General features: G+C 56.4%; 17 protein-coding genes. All 17 read right to left on the bottom strand.

The window, feature by feature from the left end:
• Positions 1–475 precede the first annotated feature (475 nt).
• The 17 genes from NKI85_RS28570 to nusG all read right to left on the bottom strand — a co-directional run bounded on the left by NKI85_RS28570 (position 476) and on the right by nusG (position 18650).
• Positions 476–958: a hypothetical protein gene (locus NKI85_RS28570; protein ID WP_352779446.1), complete on the bottom strand. Its 483-nt coding sequence runs from the start codon at positions 956–958 to the stop codon at positions 476–478.
• 532 nt (positions 959–1490) lie between these two features.
• The gene (rfbD, locus tag NKI85_RS28565) at positions 1491–2372 is read right to left on the bottom strand and encodes a dTDP-4-dehydrorhamnose reductase (RefSeq protein WP_352779444.1); all 882 of its coding nucleotides are present in this window, start codon (positions 2370–2372) and stop codon (positions 1491–1493) included.
• Complete coding sequence (gene rfbB, locus NKI85_RS28560) at positions 2369–3439, bottom strand: dTDP-glucose 4,6-dehydratase (protein WP_352779442.1); 1071 nt, start codon at positions 3437–3439, stop codon at positions 2369–2371. Before rfbB ends, rfbD begins: the two co-directional genes overlap by 4 nt.
• 30 nt (positions 3440–3469) lie before the next feature.
• On the bottom strand, positions 3470–4024 hold the full coding sequence (gene rfbC, locus NKI85_RS28555) for a dTDP-4-dehydrorhamnose 3,5-epimerase (RefSeq protein ID WP_352779440.1): 555 nt from the start codon (positions 4022–4024) through the stop codon (positions 3470–3472).
• Positions 4025–4026: 2 nt separating this feature from the next.
• Entirely contained in the window at positions 4027–4908 is an 882-nt protein-coding gene (rfbA, locus tag NKI85_RS28550; RefSeq protein ID WP_352779438.1) for a glucose-1-phosphate thymidylyltransferase RfbA, read from the bottom strand.
• Between the two features lie 38 nt (positions 4909–4946).
• Complete coding sequence (locus NKI85_RS28545) at positions 4947–6062, bottom strand: glycosyltransferase family 4 protein (RefSeq protein ID WP_352779436.1); 1116 nt, start codon at positions 6060–6062, stop codon at positions 4947–4949.
• A 6-nt stretch (positions 6063–6068) separates the two neighbouring features.
• A complete protein-coding gene (locus NKI85_RS28540; protein WP_352779433.1) occupies positions 6069–7133 on the bottom strand; it encodes an EpsG family protein in 1065 nt (354 codons plus the stop codon).
• Between the two features lie 87 nt (positions 7134–7220).
• Positions 7221–8153 (bottom strand): glycosyltransferase family 2 protein, encoded by a 933-nt coding sequence (locus tag NKI85_RS28535; protein WP_352779431.1) that lies wholly within the window; start codon positions 8151–8153, stop codon positions 7221–7223.
• A gap of 14 nt (positions 8154–8167) precedes the next feature.
• On the bottom strand, positions 8168–9091 hold the full coding sequence (locus NKI85_RS28530) for an NAD-dependent epimerase/dehydratase family protein (RefSeq protein WP_352779429.1): 924 nt from the start codon (positions 9089–9091) through the stop codon (positions 8168–8170).
• Positions 9092–9144: 53 nt separating this feature from the next.
• Positions 9145–10344, bottom strand: coding sequence for a glycosyltransferase (locus tag NKI85_RS28525; protein ID WP_352779427.1), 1200 nt, complete (start codon positions 10342–10344; stop codon positions 9145–9147).
• On the bottom strand, positions 10341–10820 hold the full coding sequence (locus NKI85_RS28520) for an acyltransferase (protein ID WP_352779425.1): 480 nt from the start codon (positions 10818–10820) through the stop codon (positions 10341–10343). Before NKI85_RS28520 ends, NKI85_RS28525 begins: the two co-directional genes overlap by 4 nt.
• A gap of 201 nt (positions 10821–11021) precedes the next feature.
• Positions 11022–12050, bottom strand: coding sequence for a glycosyltransferase family 61 protein (locus NKI85_RS28515; RefSeq protein ID WP_352779423.1), 1029 nt, complete (start codon positions 12048–12050; stop codon positions 11022–11024).
• Positions 12051–12249: 199 nt separating this feature from the next.
• A complete protein-coding gene (locus tag NKI85_RS28510) occupies positions 12250–13104 on the bottom strand; it encodes a polysaccharide pyruvyl transferase family protein (protein WP_352779421.1) in 855 nt (284 codons plus the stop codon).
• 123 nt (positions 13105–13227) lie between these two features.
• A complete protein-coding gene (locus NKI85_RS28505) occupies positions 13228–14910 on the bottom strand; it encodes an ABC transporter ATP-binding protein (protein WP_352779418.1) in 1683 nt (560 codons plus the stop codon).
• A 370-nt stretch (positions 14911–15280) separates the two neighbouring features.
• Positions 15281–16558, bottom strand: a complete 1278-nt coding sequence (locus tag NKI85_RS28500) for a sugar transferase (protein WP_352779416.1) — start codon at positions 16556–16558, stop codon at positions 15281–15283.
• Between the two features lie 43 nt (positions 16559–16601).
• Complete coding sequence (locus NKI85_RS28495; protein ID WP_352779413.1) at positions 16602–17918, bottom strand: UDP-glucose dehydrogenase family protein; 1317 nt, start codon at positions 17916–17918, stop codon at positions 16602–16604.
• A gap of 144 nt (positions 17919–18062) precedes the next feature.
• Positions 18063–18650 carry a transcription termination/antitermination protein NusG gene (gene nusG / locus NKI85_RS28490; protein ID WP_352779410.1) on the bottom strand — a complete coding sequence of 196 codons (588 nt, stop codon included), beginning with the start codon at positions 18648–18650 and terminating at the stop codon, positions 18063–18065.
• Positions 18651–19029 lie beyond the last annotated feature (379 nt).

The raw sequence follows: 19029 nt of genomic DNA, 5'->3' as shown, positions 1-19029 counted from the left end.
AGCGCAAAAAACCACAAATGCGCTACCCGCAGTGCAGCGAGTTACGCGTCTGTCAAACTCATGCAATAGGATGAATGCCGGGTCCCAGCTACTGGCTGACAGAGTCGTCATCATGCAGGCCGATGATCAGCGCCGCACCGCCGCTTAAAGCGCCAGATACCCGCACGAAAGGGCCGGAACTCAAACAGGTGACGCCTGCAATCGCCGATACACAAAAGAAAATGGGACCAAGCGAATGGCACACCTTCATTTTGGTTCCTCTAGAAACGTGCGGCCTGACCGACCAACGCAATCCGCCCAAGACGATTCATTTTGGCGCCAGATCAAAGCAACAGGCCGATGCAGCTAACAAATTCGCGAAGCCAGATCCGTCCGAACGGAAGCATGTCCACCAACACCAACGGCCTTGCGCATCAGCAAGAACGACACAGCAGAGGCGCCCGCCTCTGCTGCTGCGGGCTGTCGGGCCACCCGCTTATTGGCTGACGCCGTGGTGTTTATCCGCCGTTGCGGCCAGAATACCGGCCCCAAGAGCCATGCCGCCAAAGATGAAGAGCGGCGTTTTGTCGTTGTTGTTGTCGTTGGCATTGCCCGTCTGGGCGGTCTTCTCAGAACCCAGGACGTTGAGGCAAATCTTGTTCTCGACGCGCGAGATATCGAGCGTCGAATTCGCGGGGACGCTCAGATTACAGCCACCGATCCGAACCGAAGCCGAGCCCTTGCCGCCAACCACGACACGGCTGCCGAAATCCAGCGCGCCGCCCGCTTGTGCAGGGCCGTAGCCAGCCACCTGCGAGACCATCACGTCGCCATTGACGTTGCCGATCGATCCAATCGGATTTGCACCCTGATAGGCAGTTGCACAGGTGCACGATGCATCCTGCGCGAAAGACGACACCGGGGCGAAGCCGGCCAACACAACGAGTCCGGCCAACGCGCCTCTCAACATTTGGTTCATCCGCATCTATCCTTCTGTCCTACGTTACCTGAGGCCCACCCAACCACCAAGCTACTGTTTCAGCGCGTAACAGCTTTTTGAGCCAATTCCAACTCATATCGCAAATGCGAGATACTTTTTGGTTTCGGTGTGGTTGATTGAACACACTCTTAGAATATCGCAATTTATCATCTTACAGCCGGCCGCGATTGCGGGTTGCAGGGAGCCAATCTGGCTTTCCTTGTGGCCGCGCCGTCATCGCTCGCCGACTCATCAGCGGCGTTTCGCACTACTCGAAGGCAAAACGGTTGGTTTTGAAATCTCTTACGCTCGCGGTCTGGAAACCTGCAGACGCCGAAAGGGGGCGGTGAGACCACGTTCCGTCTGTTCAGCCATCGAATCTGGCATATCACGCGGGATCCCGCGTCCTCTTCCATTACGAATGGCACCATGCTTCCGCTCGATCGGGCAAGATCGATCACTGCCCGTCTTGGAGAGAGGATCCGATGCTTCGGAGGCTCCCGTGGCCTGCTGCCGACGGTCTGGTAGCCCTCTAGCTGACAAGTCTCCTGACGACAGTCCTGCACGATTCCTGCCAGTCCGGCGCGCGCCAACCATAGGTGCCCCGCAGCTTTTGGCAGTTGAGCAGCGAGTTGGCTGGGCGTTTCGCCTTAGTAGGGTATTCGTCCGCGAATATGTCCTCGACATTCGCCCATGGACCGCCAACCCGTCGACTTTCGACGAATATCTCGCGAGCAAGACCACTCCAGTTCGTACCACCGGTGCCGGCAAGATGAAATATGCCGAACTGGGCGGAATTTTCTCTCCGCTCCATGGTTTTCGCGATGTGCAGAATGCCGTCTGCGATGTCGAGAGCAGAGGTTGGGTTGCCGAACTGGTCGGAGACGACACGGATCATATCACGATCTTTTGCCAGTCTGAGCATGGTCTTCACGAAATTACGGCCGAACGGGCTGTGTACCCAGGCAGTGCGCAAGATGACATGACGGCGATTGGCGGTGGCGACCGCTGCCTCGCCATCGAGCTTGGTGCGGCCATAGACCCCAATTGGGCCAGTGGTATCGGTTTCAATGTAGGCGCCAGGTTTCTCCCCACCAAACACATAGTCGGTCGAGAGATGAATAACGGGAGCGCCCGTTTCGGCTGCCGCAGCAGAGACGGCGCCGGCCCCCAACACATTGATTGCCTGCGCCGTGTCGGGTTCGTCCTCGGCTTGGTCAACGGATGTATAAGCTGCAGCGGAGACAACGATATCAGGCTTTCTGGCAAGGATCGCCGACCGGACTGATTTGGAATCGAGAAGATCAAAGTCAGGCCGACCCGTCACGATCAACTCGATGCCTGGAAGGGTCGAGGCGCGTTCAGCTAGGCTGCACGCAACCTGCCCTTCGCGGCCCGTGACAAGAATTCTCACGACAGTGCCTTTTCCGCTGCGCCTAGCCTTTGGCCGGCATAGCGGCTGCTGCGGATCGGCTCCCACCACCGAGGATTGTCGAGATACCATCGGACGGTCTTGGCAAGGCCGGTCTCGAAAGTCTCGGCTGGCGTCCAGCCCAGATCGCGCTCGATCTTGGATGCGTCGATCGCATAGCGCCGATCATGGCCAGGGCGGTCAGCCACGAACGCGATCAGGTCGCGATAGCGTGCTCCGCCGCGCCGCGGCCAAAGGCTGTCGAGCATCCGGCAGATCGTCTCCACAACGCTGAGATTGCTGCGCTCACAACGCCCGCCCACATTATAGCTTTCGCCCGGCCTTCCTTTCGTCGCGACCAGTTCCAGCGCCCGCGCGTGATCGTCCACGAACAGCCAGTCTCGCACATTTGCGCCAGTGCCATAGACGGGAAGCGGCTTCTCCTCGAGCGCATTGAGGATGATTAACGGAATCAGCTTTTCAGGGAAATGAAACGGGCCATAATTGTTCGAGCAGTTGGAAACGACCACAGGAAGCCCGTATGTCTCGTGCCAGGCACGAACGAGATGATCCGAAGCGGCCTTGGACGCAGAATAGGGGGATGACGGTGCATAAGCGGTGTCTTCGGTGAAGAGGCTGCCGTCGAAGGGCAAATCCCCAAACACCTCATCTGTCGAGACATGATGGAAACGGAAGTTTTCTTGGCGCTCGGCCGACAGGTTCTGCCAGTGCGCCAAGGCAGCCGAGAGCAGCTTGAACGTACCGACGATATTCGTCTCGACGAACGCCGCCGGCCCATCTATCGAGCGATCCACATGGCTCTCGGCGGCAAGATGCATGACGACATCGATGTCATGTTCGCCTAGGATCCGCGAGATTGCATGTTCGTCGCAAATGTCGGCCCGCACGAAGCAGTAGTTGGGATGGTTCTCGATCTGGCGTAATGAACCGAGATTGCCGGCATAAGTCAGCTTGTCGACGTTGACAACGCGATGCTCAGTGTTCCCGCACAGATGCCGGCAAACCGCCGATCCGATGAAGCCCGCCCCGCCCGTTACCAATATGTTCAATCCAAAGGCCCTCCGCTTAGCATGAACGATCTAGTCGAAAATCTCGGCTTCGGCGAGAAGCGGAGCATTGCGGTCCTTATCCGATAGCACGACGCCATTCGGAAAGGTCGGCCACTCGATGCCAATCGCCGGGTCATCGAAGCGGATGCCACGATCTTGCGCCGGTGAATATGGGCTCGTCACCTTGTAGATCACCTCCGTATTCTCCGCGAGGGTGACGAAACCATGTGCGAAGCCGGTCGGAACCAGAATCTGGTTCCACCTCTCAGCGGACACCTCTAGGGATACCCATTTGCCGAAGGTCGGTGAGCTCTTTCTGATGTCCACCGCGAGATCGAGAATCGCGCCACGCACGACGCGCACGAGTTTGGCTTGGGCAAAAGGGGGCAATTGGTAGTGAAGCCCCCTGAGAACGCCCGCCGCACTGGAGAGGCTGTGATTGTCCTGTACAAAGACGAGATCGATTCCAGCTTCGGCAAGGCCTGCTGCGTTGTAAGTCTCGGAGAAGAAGCCGCGCGCATCGGCAAAGCGCTTTGGCGTGATTTCCAGCACGCCGTCAAGGCTGAGGTTGCGAACGTTCGCCACGATCAGCCTCGCGCCAGTTCGATCACCCGGCGGCGCAAATAGCCGGCATACTCGTTCCTGCCGAGCTTTTCCGCACGCGCCAGAACCGCGTCGGCCGAGATCCAGCCCATTTCCAGGCCGATTTCTTCCGGACAGGCGATCTTGATCCCTTGCCGATGTTCAATGGTGCGAACAAAGGAGGACGCGTCATGCAGGCTGTCAACCGTACCGGTATCGAGCCAAGCGAAGCCGCGGCCCAGCCGATGGACATGAAGCGCGCCACGCTCCATATAAATGTTATTGACTGAGGTGATTTCGAGCTCACCGCGCCTCGACGGCTTGATTGAGGCAGCAATGTCGACCACATCATTGTCGTAAAAATAAAGGCCGGTGACCGCCCAGTTCGACTTCGGCTCCTTCGGTTTCTCCTCGATCGTCAGCGCCTTGCCGGTTGCCGCTTCGAAGCTGACCACGCCATACCGTTCCGGATCCTCGACATGATAGGCGAAGACTGAAGCGCCTTGTGTCTGCTTCGCGGCAGTCTGGCAGATGGCTGTCAATCCGGCGCCGAAGAAGATATTGTCGCCGAGCACCATGGCTACATTGTCCGAGCCAATGAAATCGCGGCCGATGATGAAGGCTTCGGCCAGCCCATTTGGCTGCGCCTGTTCGGCATAGGACAGGTTCAGGCCAAAGACGCCACCATCGCCCAGCAGCGCCTGAAAGCCAGGGAGGTCACGCGGCGTCGAAATGACAAGAATATCGCGAATGCCCGCCTGCATCAGCACGCTCAGCGGGTAAAACACCATCGGCTTGTCGTAGACCGGCAGCAATTGCTTCGACACAGACAGCGTCAGCGGATAAAGCCGGGTTCCGCTCCCGCCCGCAAGGATGATGCCCTTCATGCTCGACCTTGCTGCCTGCAACGTGTAGGAATGCCCATTTATACCTCTCCTATCGCATTTAGGTATTTTTTTATTACGTACTTTTCGTCGAACTCATGTTCGGCTTTGGCGCGGCTAGCATCGCCCATAGCGACTCGCTCGTGCAGGGAAAGCGACATGAATCTCGACATTCGATTGGCAAGGTCCCCGGCGTCCCGTGGCTGGCAGAGATAGCCGTTGACATCATGGTCGACCACATTTCGGCACCCGGTCCAATCCGTCGTGATGATTGGCCGGCCCATAGCTGCCGCCTCGAGCAGGCTGCGCGGGGTTCCTTCACGATAGTAAGACGGCAAGACGACGCAATCGGCAGCCGCGAGATATCTGCGTACGTCGTCCGTCACACCAAGGTACTCGACAACCCCCTCGTTCACCCACTGCTCGATCACCGCTTTCGAGACTGCCGAGGGATTCTGGACGTCGAGAAAGCCAAGCAACTGGAACCGGGCCTGCGGCTTCGTCGAGCGAACGATTCGCGCAGCTTCGGCAAACTCGCCGACGCCTTTTTCCCAGAGGAGTCGGGCAACCAGTAAGAAAACGCTGTCGGCCCCATTCTCGCTCGGGACAGCCCGTGCGGGCATAAAATGCTGCAGGTCCACACCCGAGCCCGGCAGCAGTTCGGTCAATTCCGGCATTACGATAGATTTGCGAACAAAATCATCGCGGTCTTCTCGGTTCTGAAAGAATACGCGCCGCGATCCGCGCAAAGCGTAGCGATAAAGGACTTCCACAAGGCCTTGTATCTTCGATCCCCTTGAAAATGCGACTCCAAGGCCGGCGATATTGTTGATGACGCTGACACCAAGCATCTTGGCGGCGATGGATCCGTAGATGTTAGGTTTGATCGTGTAGCCGAGATAGACATCCGGTCGGGTTCGCCTGAATAGGGTTCTAAACCGCATCAGAAGGGCAAGGTCACCAAACGGCGACGTGCCCATATTGTCCATAGGCATTTCTTCGAAACGACAGCCCATCCTCATCAACTGCGCTGCATGCTGCTGATGCGGTGGGGCGACTGCAATAACCTCCATGCCGCGCGCGTGAAAGCTCTGAATGAGCCCAGCGCGGAAGTTGACGAGGTTCCACGCAGTATTGGCACAGATGATGATGCGCAATTTTTGTCAACCTTGAACGAGATAGTTTTGATAAGGAAGCCAATAGATGGCGTGAGATCCGAAATTGAACCAGACATACTGTACAAACGCGGAATATAAAACCACTAGGAAACCCAGGAACCGATAAGATCGGCCGGACCTCCCGAAAGATTCCGGAATCTGCGACAGGACCATGATCTGGATCGGAATGAGGTAGAGCCCTACGCGATCAACGGCTGTCGATGACGGCGAAATGACAAGGGCTGGCACCAGCGCTATCGCGATCAGCGCCAAGATAAGCCAAAGCTGCTTCTCACGCGGACTAAGCAGAAACCGTTTCCTAAAAAAGATAAATAGTGCCGCCGGGATCGCGTTCATGATGACCCGGACTGCGGCACCACCGGAATCGTACTCACGAGCAACGTATGTGTACATCAGCTTGTCAACGCTATCCTGAAGCAAGGCGAAATAGGCCAGTATTGCAGCGCAACCTACCCACAATATGGTCCAAACGCGGCCATGACTCTCGGCCAGAGCCGAGATCGGTATCAGCAGGACGGCCGATTTATGGAAGGTCGCCGCGATGAGCACCCACACGACAAACTTGAGGTTGGAACGCTCACGACCAAGGGCGACGAGTCCACGCATCGCCAACCCGATCGCCACGCCCTGCCTCGTATACCCCATCGCAACGACGATAACCAGGTAAGGTATTGCGACGGCCAGAGCGAGCCAGGGACGCGGCTGGGCCAGTGCGAACGAAAAAAGCCCCCAGCTGAACAAACCGGCACATACAAGGTTGACCAGCCAAACCGCTGGATCCACGCGGGCGCTGATCCAGTTCAGCAGCGCATAGCCCGGATCTCCCAGTTTTGGGATATCTATGAATACCGTTAAGCTTGCTCGAACGAGGTGACCCAAATAGGCGGGCCAATCGGCTCCCACATCGTTACGAAGGCCGACCAGCAGGCATACGGCAAGCCCAGCAATGAAGAACAGCCATCGTTCGCCGGGGTGGTCAAGTGCCTTCCCGCGTCGCTCGAAAAGCGCAGCGAAGGCAGGGACGCCAAACATGAGCCAGTAAGGAAGCAACGTAGAGGGCCTGTGTCTTTGAGTCGATGGCTCTGACGAGCCGGTTATCCCCGTCTTACCATCGACGGCTGACGTTCAAATTGCCAATCATGGGAAAGGTCCCTTGCCCGAGATGTTTCGAATCCCGTCAAGAGCACCACGGAACAGCAATCGAAGTCGCGTCAGCGGGTCCGATTTGTACAACACAATAGCAACGAGATCCTTTAGCAGCATTGGAAATAGACTTAGATAAAGGTTGAATCCACCATCTATCCTTCTGGCTATTAGAATCAAATTTCTAAAATGATAGTACTGATACCAAGTGGGCTTATCCGCAACATAAATCGTTTTGCCCAAGAAACTCGCCTTTCTATATTCGTACGTGTCGACGAATGTTGCATCGGCACATACAATCTGCCGCCACTTTCCTTTTTTCAGGCAAAGACCGTAGCCCAAGTCCTCCCAACTCATCCAGAGATCGCTCCAGACTTCGATGCCCTCGCGCTGGGGCTGCAAGCTATAAAGTGCGCCATTCGAGCTGCTCCAAACAACTTCCTCGCCCACAGCAAGTTGGGAAGAAAGCCTTTGTGAAAATAGCTGCGGCACCGCGCTCCGACGCGGCTTCTCCCAGCTCCCTCCACGGTTTGGCCGAAATCGATTTGGATAAACCGCACCGATCCGTTCGCCCGCGTTGCCGGCTCGCACCATGGCCTGCACGGCACGGAGGTCGACCTCGCCGTCGTGGTTGATCGCATAGCACCACCGTCCGCCGAGGTCCGCCGCTATCTGGAGCCTCTTCTGCAAATTGCCGGCGGAACCGAGATTCCGGTCAGCATTGTGATACTCGACGGCCCACCCATTCTCCCCAATGGCGGTAGCCAACCGACCGTCGCCGAGCGAATCGACGACGACCACCGCCAAGAATGGCGTTTTGCCGTTGGCAAACACCGATCGAAGGAGCGTGAGCACGTGTTCAGCGGTTCGAAAGGTGGAAATTGCGAGGACGACACTTTCCAATGCCTCCGCTTCAGATCTTTCCAAGGGTGCGTGTTCCATCATGCGCGAAAGAAATCGACCGTTCGTTCCAAACCTTCGCGAAGGCTTACCTTCGGGCGCCTGCCGAACGTCGTGACATATTTTGCAGTGTCGGCCTGTATTCGACGTACATCGTTCGGCCAAGGATCGAGCAACTCGACGCCGAGAGTGCTATTCGTGATCTTCTCCAGCTCCGAGATCAGCGCATTGATGCTGTTAGATGTTCCGGTTCCGATGTTATAGAGCCCGTTACCCGTTTCATCCAGTACGGAAACGAAAGCATCTACCACATCCGCTATATAGACGAAATCGCGGCTTTGCCCACCGTCACCGAATTTCTTGATGGGAAGCGCATGGGCGGCGGCGTAAGAGAACTTGCACGTGACATTAGCGTAAGGATGATCGACCGCCTGACGTGGACCATAAACATTGAACAGGCGCAGGGAACAATAAGAATACCCGTGCAATTTGGCGTACATGGCCAGGAGGTGCTCGCCGAACAATTTCGAGGCGGCGTAGACAGTGACCGGCGCCGGCGTGATACTTTCGTCGATCGACGACAGATCAGTATTCCCGTAAACCGTCGAACTGGACGCGAAGACGATTCTCCTGATGCGTTGAGTGGCCGCGAAATCGATCACCCGCTGCAGGCCGGTCACATTGACGTCTACATACTCGTCAGGCGTTCGTAGACTGTCATAGCCGCTGATTAGCGCCGCGAGATGGACAATTGCGTCGACATCGCCGATCTCGCTGCGGAATTTGGCGATGTCCCGAATGTCGCCATTTAGAACGCTGATATTAGGATGGGCAGCTGGAAGGTTCTGCCGTTTGCCGGACAGAAAGTTATCGACGACGACCACCCTGTCACCTCGAGCCAGGAGGATATCGCACAAATGAGAGCCGATGAAGCCGGCTCCTCCAGTGATCAAATAGGAACTCATTTCGGTCGCTTGGTCCTTCTGTCGTCGTCAGCAGAGTTCGTTTTGCAACCGATCTAAGGTTGCAGTCCCTGGAGCGAAGCGTAAATTAGCCGGTAAGCTTCGACACCCTTGTCGAGGGAAAAGATCGTTTCGGCCGTTTGCCGGCAGCGCGCACTCAACTCCGGTTCTTCCAGAAGCGCGAGCAGCGTGTCGGCTGCCGCGGCATGGTCTTCCTTTGAATAGCTTGTCATTGCGACGCCGACTCGGCGTCCCTCCAATATCTCCGCTACATCTCCGACGCTGCGGTTTCCCAAGCAGGGAATGCCGCAGCCGAGGTATTCGGCAATTTTGGTCGGCGCTGAACCGACATTCGAATAGGCCGGTTTCCTCATTGCTATGCCGGCTGTCATCTGCCGGATAAGGCCTGGAACCTGGAAATGATCGGCCGCTGTGATCTCGACGGTGTTGTCGTCGAGCGAGGTATCCGCGACCGCCTTGCGAATGAGATCGTGCTCACCGCGGTTTACGACAAGCAGCCTGGCATCAGGCCGAAGTGCACGGACGGCTTCGAAGAAGGACAGGACTTCGCCAAATTGGTTCCATGTCCCGGCCGACCCCACAAAACCCAGCGTGAACCGTTCCGGTGCAGCACCGATACGAGGCGTGAAGCGCCCAAGATCGGCGCAGGTCGGAATGACGGTGATGGGCGGGATTCGTCCGGCAAGATATGGAAAGCCGCTGATTTCACGTGCGGCAGCGTGCGTCAATGATACGACAGCGTCGGCCGCCTGCAGAAAGCGCTGCTGAAAGCCCTTGGCAACACGATAGAGCCGTCCGTCCGGCGACCACATGCCGGCGTCGACACGTTCGTCCGCCCAAAAGCCACGCATATCGAAAAGGTAACGAGCACCAGTTAACCGCTTGATCGCGAGTGCCATGACCGAAGGAACATAAGACCGCGCGTGCACAATCGACAGGCGATGGCGTATGACAAGCCAGGTGCCAAGCTGGATTCCCTGAGCTATATCGTAGGCGGTAGAAGGCGCCGTCGGGCGTCGGTGATAGCTCAACGGGTGCCAGTGGATCCCGGATTGGGAGATGCGGCTCGCGACGCGCTCGCGCTCCGCGACCTGCTTCCAATCTTCCGGCTTCTCGAAACTGATCAGGTGTACCGGCAAATCCGCTGCCAGACGCTCGATATACCCAAGCACCTGCGATTGCCCGAGCGGCTCAAGCATGCCGTCATACGATATGTAGAGGACGCCGCCGCTCATTGGGAACGATTCCTTGATATGTCTGCCATCCCTGTAGATGCGCCACGTTGCCCAATTTTTCGGGCTGGAACACCAGCGACAACGGCAAATGCCGGAACCTCACGTGTCACCACGGCACCAGCTGCGATTACAGCACCTCGATTGATTGTTACGCCATCGAGGATGACGGAGTGAGAGCCGATCCAGACGTCATCGGCTATGCGGACACCCTTCCCACGCTCGCCTTGGGAACGAATGGTTCTAGATGCATCCTCGAACACATGATTTGCAGAGAAAATCGATACGTGGCTTGCGATGAGAACGTCATCGCCAATCTCGACACCGCAATTTCCTTGGATACAGCAGAATGGATTAACTGTTACACGACTGCCGAGTTCTATATTGCCACCGTACGTGATCAAGAAGGAATTCTCTCTGATAATACTTCCATCACCGATGCTGATTGTCCCTTTGCGCTTAAAAAGATAGGGTGGCATGCCCGAACATATTAGGGAAGCGCCCGGCATTACACGAACGCCCGCCCCGATTGACACACGCCGACGACCTATGATTTCGGCTCTGCGCGCGACAACCGATCCAGCTCCGAATCTCCGGTAGAAAAAGCGCGAGACCGGATTCGTCAGCCATGAATGCACGAATTTTGCTGCAGACTTCATCATCTCATACGAGCTTTTTGCTCATCGAATGATCTCGCCCAGCGTCGCCAACAACTTATCCACGTCCACGATGAGGTCATAATCGTTTGCGGTTATCTTCTTGGTTCTGCTTTTTGGAACATTCGACATATCCAGTTCACAAAACACGAAATGATGATTTACCCTAAACAGTCGCGCCAGTCTGACATAAGATGGATTTGCTAGGTGCGTCTTTCGAAAACGGTTGTAGGTAAGCGGAAAGGCAGGGCGCATTGCACATTCGACCACGTGCGACCCTGGCCTCATGAACATCAAGTTGGTCAGGCCCGCTCCATGCAAAGAGACAAGAACACCTGCCTCGCTCATGGTGCGTACCTGCCCTTCGTAGTCCAGTTTGTCGAAATCGAAGATCTCGAATCCTAGTGGTTCGAGTCGCGCGACTACCTCAGCCTCATTGGGGATTTTGCGCCATCTGGCGTTTCGTCGCGTGATGAAAATCCGGCGATCGGCCCTGGACCGTTGGTCAACGCCAATCGAAGCAAAGAGTTCACTCTTAACCCTTTGAAGGTTTAGCACGTCAAACTCATCCTGCCTTGTTGGGCAATGCGGGATTAACACGCGCGGCAACCACAAATTTCGCCCGCCCTCAAACCGGACGACTTCTTCAAACTGGCCTACATTCTCGATCCACCTGAGAAGCCACGGATTCGGAGCGTGGTGCGGCATAACTAACGCAGACGTGCTCCACCGGTCACGGACAGCGAATAGCCGCGGCAAGGCTTCTGTCATCCAGTGATAGTATCCCCCAGTCCACAGGTTATGGAATACAATCGCTTCGCGCGTGGTGCGATGATAGCGCACACCGCGTGTTAACAGGCTGCCGATTCCGGTTGCGTAGGTTGCAAGGCTCTTGCGGAAGCCGTAACCGACATGGACAGACTCTGACAGCATGAACGGTCCTTGGAAGCACATTCCTGAGCGGGTCACGATTACATTGCGGGCCTGAGTTGTTCCAGGCCGAAAGACCGGCGCGGGGACCGATTCGACAAGGTGCGTCTCCTCCTCAACCAAGACGGTTCTCCTCACCAGCAAAACAATCCAATCGAACTTCCCCTGAAGCGCCTTTGCACCGCCACGTAGTGGCCACCCCTTGCGAGGTTATCGTGAGACGCAGAATCGGTAATCGCACTCGACCAAATGACCATTCGCCCGATCCGCTCCTTTTCGCCGTTCTACGGCCGGCGGCGCTCGGCAGTTGCCCCTTGACGGCCTAAACAGACTTCATCTCTCTTGGAAATGCATCAAGCAAATCATCAGCATTGAATTTAAACAATTTTCTAGACGCAATCGATGAGATGCTCTTCAACAGCTCGGTAAAGTCACTTTGCGTTGCAACATGGTACACCACCTGCTTCGGAGAGTCCGTTGTTGTATAGTAATCCATGAACTTGAACTCACCTCCCAGGAGTCTATCTGAGAAACTTGTCCAAACATTTGGAACTCCATAGGCGTCAGCGAGGATCAACCCATGAAGAGACGAGCTTACGATAAAGTCACATTTCAGAAGCGCATCGATAAACGTCTCTGGATCTTGAGCAACGTCTATAATAAGGCAGTCCTTTGGGACAACTATATTCCTGTTAAGTAGTATATCCATGTCAGAAAAATGAGGTACGACACCGACCCGAAAGGTAGTCGCAAGACGTTCCTTTGAATAGTATCTTGGAAGCAGCACGGCTGGATCACCGAGCGGCACTGACTCGATCGGGTAACCACAACCATGCAACATTTCGCGCGTAAGAACCCCTCTCACTGCGCGAATTTTTTGCGGATCCAATCTGGACCTGGGAGGGTTGCCATCGATTGAGCCGGATCCCCAAATGTAACTCTGCCGGTTGGCCGAGCCCAACACACTTCCGATCGCCCTCAAATGCGCGAAAACATTTGATTTCGACCGCCGCGTCTCTTGCCCCGTTATTTTTGGAACAATGTACGGGTTAAGCAGATCGCCAACATTGCGGACTTTGTCAAAGTAAACAACGGGCGTCCTTCTATCTCCACCGATATATGGTATGAGATCAGATGTCAATCTAGCCATAAAGTTTAGTGAACGCATGGCACTCATCCAGAACTTTCCTCGCCTCAGCAGGCCTTTGCCCGGTTAACCATTCAGTACTGCCCGTCAAGCCCGCAATCTCATTGAGCGTAGCGAAGCGGAAAGATCGTGCATTCCTTCTGCGGGATTTTATTAATCAATTTCTTCAAGTCGGCGATCTATGCCATGCAAAACACGGCCATCTTTCAATTCAAAGATAAAGTCGCATTTTGCCAATGTAGATACCCGATGCGCTATCATTATAACTGTCAACGACCGGCTCAACCCGTCTATCGCCTGCATAACCGCGCTCTCCGTCTCGTTGTCCAGCGCGCTGGTTGCCTCGTCGAACACGAGCACGTCGGCCTGCTTGTAGAGTGCGCGGGCGATACCAATGCGCTGGCGCTGCCCACCCGACAGGCGAACCCCGCGCTCGCCGACGATGCTGTCATACCCGTCGGGCAGCGCAGTGATGACGTCCAGGAGTTCAGCCTGTTCGGCAGCGTGTCTAACCCGTTCGTGATCAATCATTTCTGCAGAGACCCCAAAGGCGATGTTCTCGGCAACGCTGCCGTCGGACAGGTATATCGCCTGCGGCACATGTGCGATGCGCTCCTGCCAGGCCGAGCGATTGGCATCACTCAGTTCGACGCCGTCGATGATGATGCGGCCGCTGGTGGGCGTCAAAAGTCCGAGGATGATATCCATTAACGTCGACTTGCCGCTGCCGGTCTTGCCGACAAAGCCGACGCGCGTTCCCTTGGAGATGACGAGGCTGACGTCTTCGATTGCCGGCCGACTGCCCACAGGATAGGAAAAGCGGATATTTTCTAGCGTAATCGCTCTGTTGAAAGGCAAAGGGTCCAGGTTCTGCGAGGCGGCAAAGTGCGGCGCGTCTGGCAGTTGCAAAATGTCAAGGACGTCACGCAGCGACTGACCGTTGGCCATGTAGGACGTCCAGCCGTAGTAGACTTGTTGCAGCAACGGAAGCAATCTCTGGGCGCCGAGCGCTAAGGCGCCGAGCACCGGGATTGCCGCAACCAGCCCTCCATCCCGGAAGCTGAGCATTAGCGCTAGCCCAGCGATCAACACTAGCCCAAGTCCTTCGACAACAAAGCGCGGCGCGGCGGCAACGAAATTGTTGGTCCCCTGTGTCCGGCGTAGATCGCTCTCGACGGCTGAAAAGCGCTTGATGAAGACCATTTGGGATCGATCAAGCAACACGTCGCGTATGCCGCCCAAGCCTTCGCTCGCCGCCTGCACGCGCTCTTTCTGTGCCCGGGCGATGACCCCGCCATTGCGCCGCATTATCCGCTTTGTGAAATGCATAACCAGCAGGTAAATCAGGCCGAAACCGAGGCCCGAGGTCAGTGCAACCACTGGGTCAACAAAGAGTAGGCCAAGCAGGATAAACAGCGCAATGACAGCAGAACTGGCCGCTTGCATCAGCGGCACCAGCAGGCCATTTGTGACAAGTTGTGCCTTGTTAATGGCGGCCAGAGTCTCACTTGAGTTGTGAGCTGTATGGTAGGCATAAGGCTGGTGCAGAGTACGGCGGTAGACTGCCACGCTAAGCTCCTGAGCGATGGCGAAGACGAATTTCTGGCTGCCCCAGACGAGCAACAACCGCACCGCTGCGGCGACGACCGCCGATAGCGCGAAGCCGGCGGCGGCCGCGATCACTAGCTCCATGGGCGTGTTGAGTCCGAGCGCATTGAGCAGCGGCCGCAGCCTTTCGCTAGCAAGAGCCTGCTGTGGCTTGGAGACGACAGCGAGAAATGGCAGAATCGCTCCCAGTGAGACCACCTCGGCCACTGCGCCGGCAAGCATCAGCATCAGGACGGGGCCAAGTTGGCGACGGCGGCGGCGGGACACATGGGCGAAAAGCTCGCGTAGTGATGCGATCATAGAATGCTGGGTCAAACGATAACGCCCTTGGTTCGGTGAGACTTGCAAAAGCCCAGGAATTTTCTTACGCTCTCGCGCACACTTTTGCTGCTGCGATGTCTGTCCGCCTCCACCAGGCACTTCTCAGCAAATGTATCGGTCACTTCATTTGGCTGAAGGAAAATAAGCCTCCCCGCGGGTCCGGCGATTGCCTCCTCCAGAACCTCAACATATCTGGCCGCAACACGGCAGACGAAGAAACAGGCCGAGACGGATATAAGAAGCTTCATATCAGAGATATTTTGTAGAAAAATACTCTTCAACGCGCGCCAAATCCAGTGAGCATGGTTCGGATGGTGCGAAATACAATCAGCACGTCGAGCCAAGGCGAGAAGTTCTTGATATAGTAGAAATCGTAGTGAAGTTTTTCCAGAACATCGTCCACGGCCGCAACGTGGCCTTGGTTGACTTGTGCCCATCCGGTGATGCCAGGCCGAACGATGTGCCGGTACCGATAGAATGGCAGTTCCGCCTCGTACCACATCGAGAGTACGAGAGCTTCCGGCCGCGGACCGATCCAGCTCATCTCGCCACGCAGGATGTTGAAGGCCTGCGGCAACTCGTCGATCCTGGATTTTCTCAAAAACTGTCCCAAATGCGTGATGCGTGCGTCACCGGCCTTCGTGATGGCCGCTTCCTTCTCGTCGACAACGGTGTCATTGAGCTTCATCGTTCGAAATTTGTAGACCTCGTAAGGGTGGCCTCTATAGCCCATCCTTTTTTGTCTAAATAACGCCGGTCCAGGTGAGTCGATCTTCACTGCAATCGCCACAAACAACAGCAATGGAGAGAAAACAACAAGGACAAACAACGCGGAAGCCCAGTCTATCGCCTGCTTTATTTTCAGATAGGCCTGGTTTGGGTTCAGGGAACCTAGTGTATTTTCAGAAAGATGCTCGATCTCTACCCTACCGGTGAGCGACTCGCTAATTTGCTTGACGTGGTAGACCGGTGTTCCCGAGAGCGCTCGGTCGGCGATATAACGCTCCCACTCACCCGAAAGGTCGGCTCGAAGATCGGCCACCACGCCGCTCGCATATTCGACAATCATGTCAGGCGAATGGATCCTGTGCCAATTGACACCCGGTATGCTCTCTAGCCGGTCAACGTCTCCGCCAGGAATGATCGCCAGCCGGTGTGCATCGAGCCGCCGCGTGGCCAGGCTCAGGCCAAAATACCACAACGTCGATTGGATGAAGCTCGCTGCGGCTTGGAACCGGCTGTATTCGAACCTGAAGAAGAAGATAGTCACGAACACGAGACCGTAAGTCAGTGCAAACGTTGGCAAAATGTAGCCGGCCGCCGCAACGCCCGGGAAATTGCCGATGCGCTTATAAAACAGATAGCCTGTCGTGTGGGCGATGAATGCCGCGAAGATCGTAACCTGCATGTTCGATTGCCAGATCACTTGTTGATCAACCGACAGGCGTAACAACGCCGGCAGCAGGATGGCGAATGTCAATCCGCCAAGCAGCTGAAAGCGCATCCGGAGCAGGAGATGCCGTTTGTTGGGTAAATGGATGGTGGTGGCAATCAATTTGAATCCCGCGAATCGGGCCCCACGAAAACCTGAATGTTCACTAGACAGGATGCCGCTCTCGGCCAACGCTCGAATAGGCTATACCTTCCTTCACGACGTCCTCGCCGCGGTAGACGTTTCGCAGGTCAACCATCACCGGCGTTGCCATGAGTGCGCGGAGCCGCTTCAGATCCAATGACCGAAACGCATTCCATTCGGTGACGATGACGATTGCGTGCGATCCATCGGCTACCGCGTAAGCGCTTTCCCCGAATTCAATGCCCTCGATTATCTTGCGCGCCTGCTCCATGCCGACTGGATCATAGGCCTTGATCGAAGCGCCCGCATCCTTGAGCGCCTGAATGATCGCCAATGAGGGGGCATCGCGCATGTCGTCGGTGTTCGGCTTGAACGTAAGGCCCAGGATGCCGATGGTCTTGCCGCGAACCGAGCCGCCGCAGGCCTCGACCACCTTGCGCGCCATCGCCCGTTTGCGCTGGTCGTTTATCGAGACCGTCGTTTCAATAAGCCGCACGGGGCTTGCCGCGTCCTGCGCGGTCTTGACCAGCGCCAGCGTATCTTTCGGGAAACAGGAGCCGCCATAGCCCGGCCCGGCGTGAAGAAACTTTGCGCCGATGCGATTATCCATGCCGATGCCACGCGCGACGTCCTGCACATCGGCCCCCAGCCGCTCGCAGAGATCGGCTATTTCGTTGATGAAGGTGATCTTCATGGCCAGAAACGCGTTGCCGGCATATTTGGTAAGCTCAGCCGTACGCCGGCTCGTGTAGAATATCGGCGCGACATTCAGCGAGAGCGGGCGGTAGATCTCGCCCATGACGGCTTTGGCCCGTTCGGCATCGGTCCCAACAATGATGCGGTCGGGCCGCTTAAAATCCTCGATCGCCGAACCTTCGCGAAGAAATTCCGGATTAGAGACCACCGCAAAATCAGCGGTGGGATTTTGCTCGCGGATGATTCGTTCCACCTCATCGCCGGTACCGACGGGGACGGTCGATTTCGTCACCACGACCGTAAACCCCCTGAGTGCGCGACCAACTTCGGCGGCCGCGTCGTAGACGAAGGACAGATCGGCATGGCCGTCGCCTCGCCGTGACGGCGTCCCCACGGCGATGAAGACGACATCCGATTGAGAAACCGCATCCGCCAGATTGTCGTCGAAACGCAAGCGGCCCTGCGCGGTGTTGGTCGTGACGAGGTCGTCGAGCCCTGGTTCGTAGATCGGTATCTTGCCGAGTTTGAGCATGGCAAGCTTTTCCGCATCACGATCGACGCAGCAGACCTGATGGCCAAAGTCGGCGAAACAGGCGCCCGAGACGAGCCCTACATAGCCGGCACCAATCATTGTTATTCGCATACCGCGCACTCCCAATCAGCGCCGATGAGATGATCTCGCCACACAGCGCCTATTCCCCACCGAACGACGGCTACCGCACTCCCGGGTGAAACCCGAGAGCGCATCGTACAACAATTTACATCACGAGGCCGCCTTGATGTGCGGCTACGCGATTGCTACGAGATCCCTGGCATCCAAGTCGACAGGGATTTCGCCATTCATGATGGCCACCAGAACCCGGGCTCTTCCGGCTGGATCGAGCCGGTCAAGGCGACCGATCGTTTCCGCGAGAGGGCCCGAAAGGATTCGGACCGAGGCGCCCGCTGCGAGGCCTCCACTGAAATCAAGCAGCCCGTCCTTACCGGTCAATGCAATGAAACGCTCTACCAGACCCGAGGGCACCGGCAAAGGCCGGTCGCCTTGCGTGACGAGGGAACGCACACCGAATGTCCCATTGACCGAGCGCCAACGTTGCAGCGCAACGTCAAGGGCGATGAACATATAACCCGGGAAATACGCCGCAGACCGGGTTTCGAGCCGCCGGGCATGACGCACGGTTTTCTCGCAGCGAGGCACAAACGGCTGAAATCCCTGGATCCGGAGATGCCGTTCGGCGACATGCTCCTTTCCGGGAAAGACGCTGGCCGCGTACCAGCGGGTTGCCGGCGCGGCTGTCGGCTCCGGCGACAGGATGGTCGCCTTACTCGTTGTTTTTTCCGCGCTAATCACGTGTCTCCCTCTCAGGGCGGGCATATCGGCGCCAACGGTTACGACAGTGTGTCGATGCCAGCAAGCACCCATACGCCGAGAATCAGGGTGGTTCATAGAAAAATTACCCGCAAATTGTCCATGAAATTAGCTATGCCTAAATAATCATCGGGCCGCTTTCTTTTTCAGCTGCCCGACATGCGTATCGGGCAATTCGCTGTGATGCGTAGCTCTTTGGTTATATTGGCGCGGCGATCCCCGGATGTTCTGGTGCTTAGTCCACCGACTTGAAGCTAATGTGACGGGTCGCCGGTATGTCGTTGCGCAACAGATGCCCGCCGGCGGGGGATACCTGCAGAGCCATTCCAGTTTGCGATAAAAAGGTGTTTCGATAGGCCGTCACTGAGACAAAATTGCCAGCAAG

It is taken from the genome of Mesorhizobium sp. M0571 (assembly GCF_040320985.1).
In the GTDB taxonomy this organism is placed as follows: Bacteria; Pseudomonadota; Alphaproteobacteria; order Rhizobiales; family Rhizobiaceae; genus Mesorhizobium.
The sequence above is the reverse complement of the archived record's forward strand: the minus strand, read 5'-3'. Positions and strand labels throughout refer to the sequence as shown.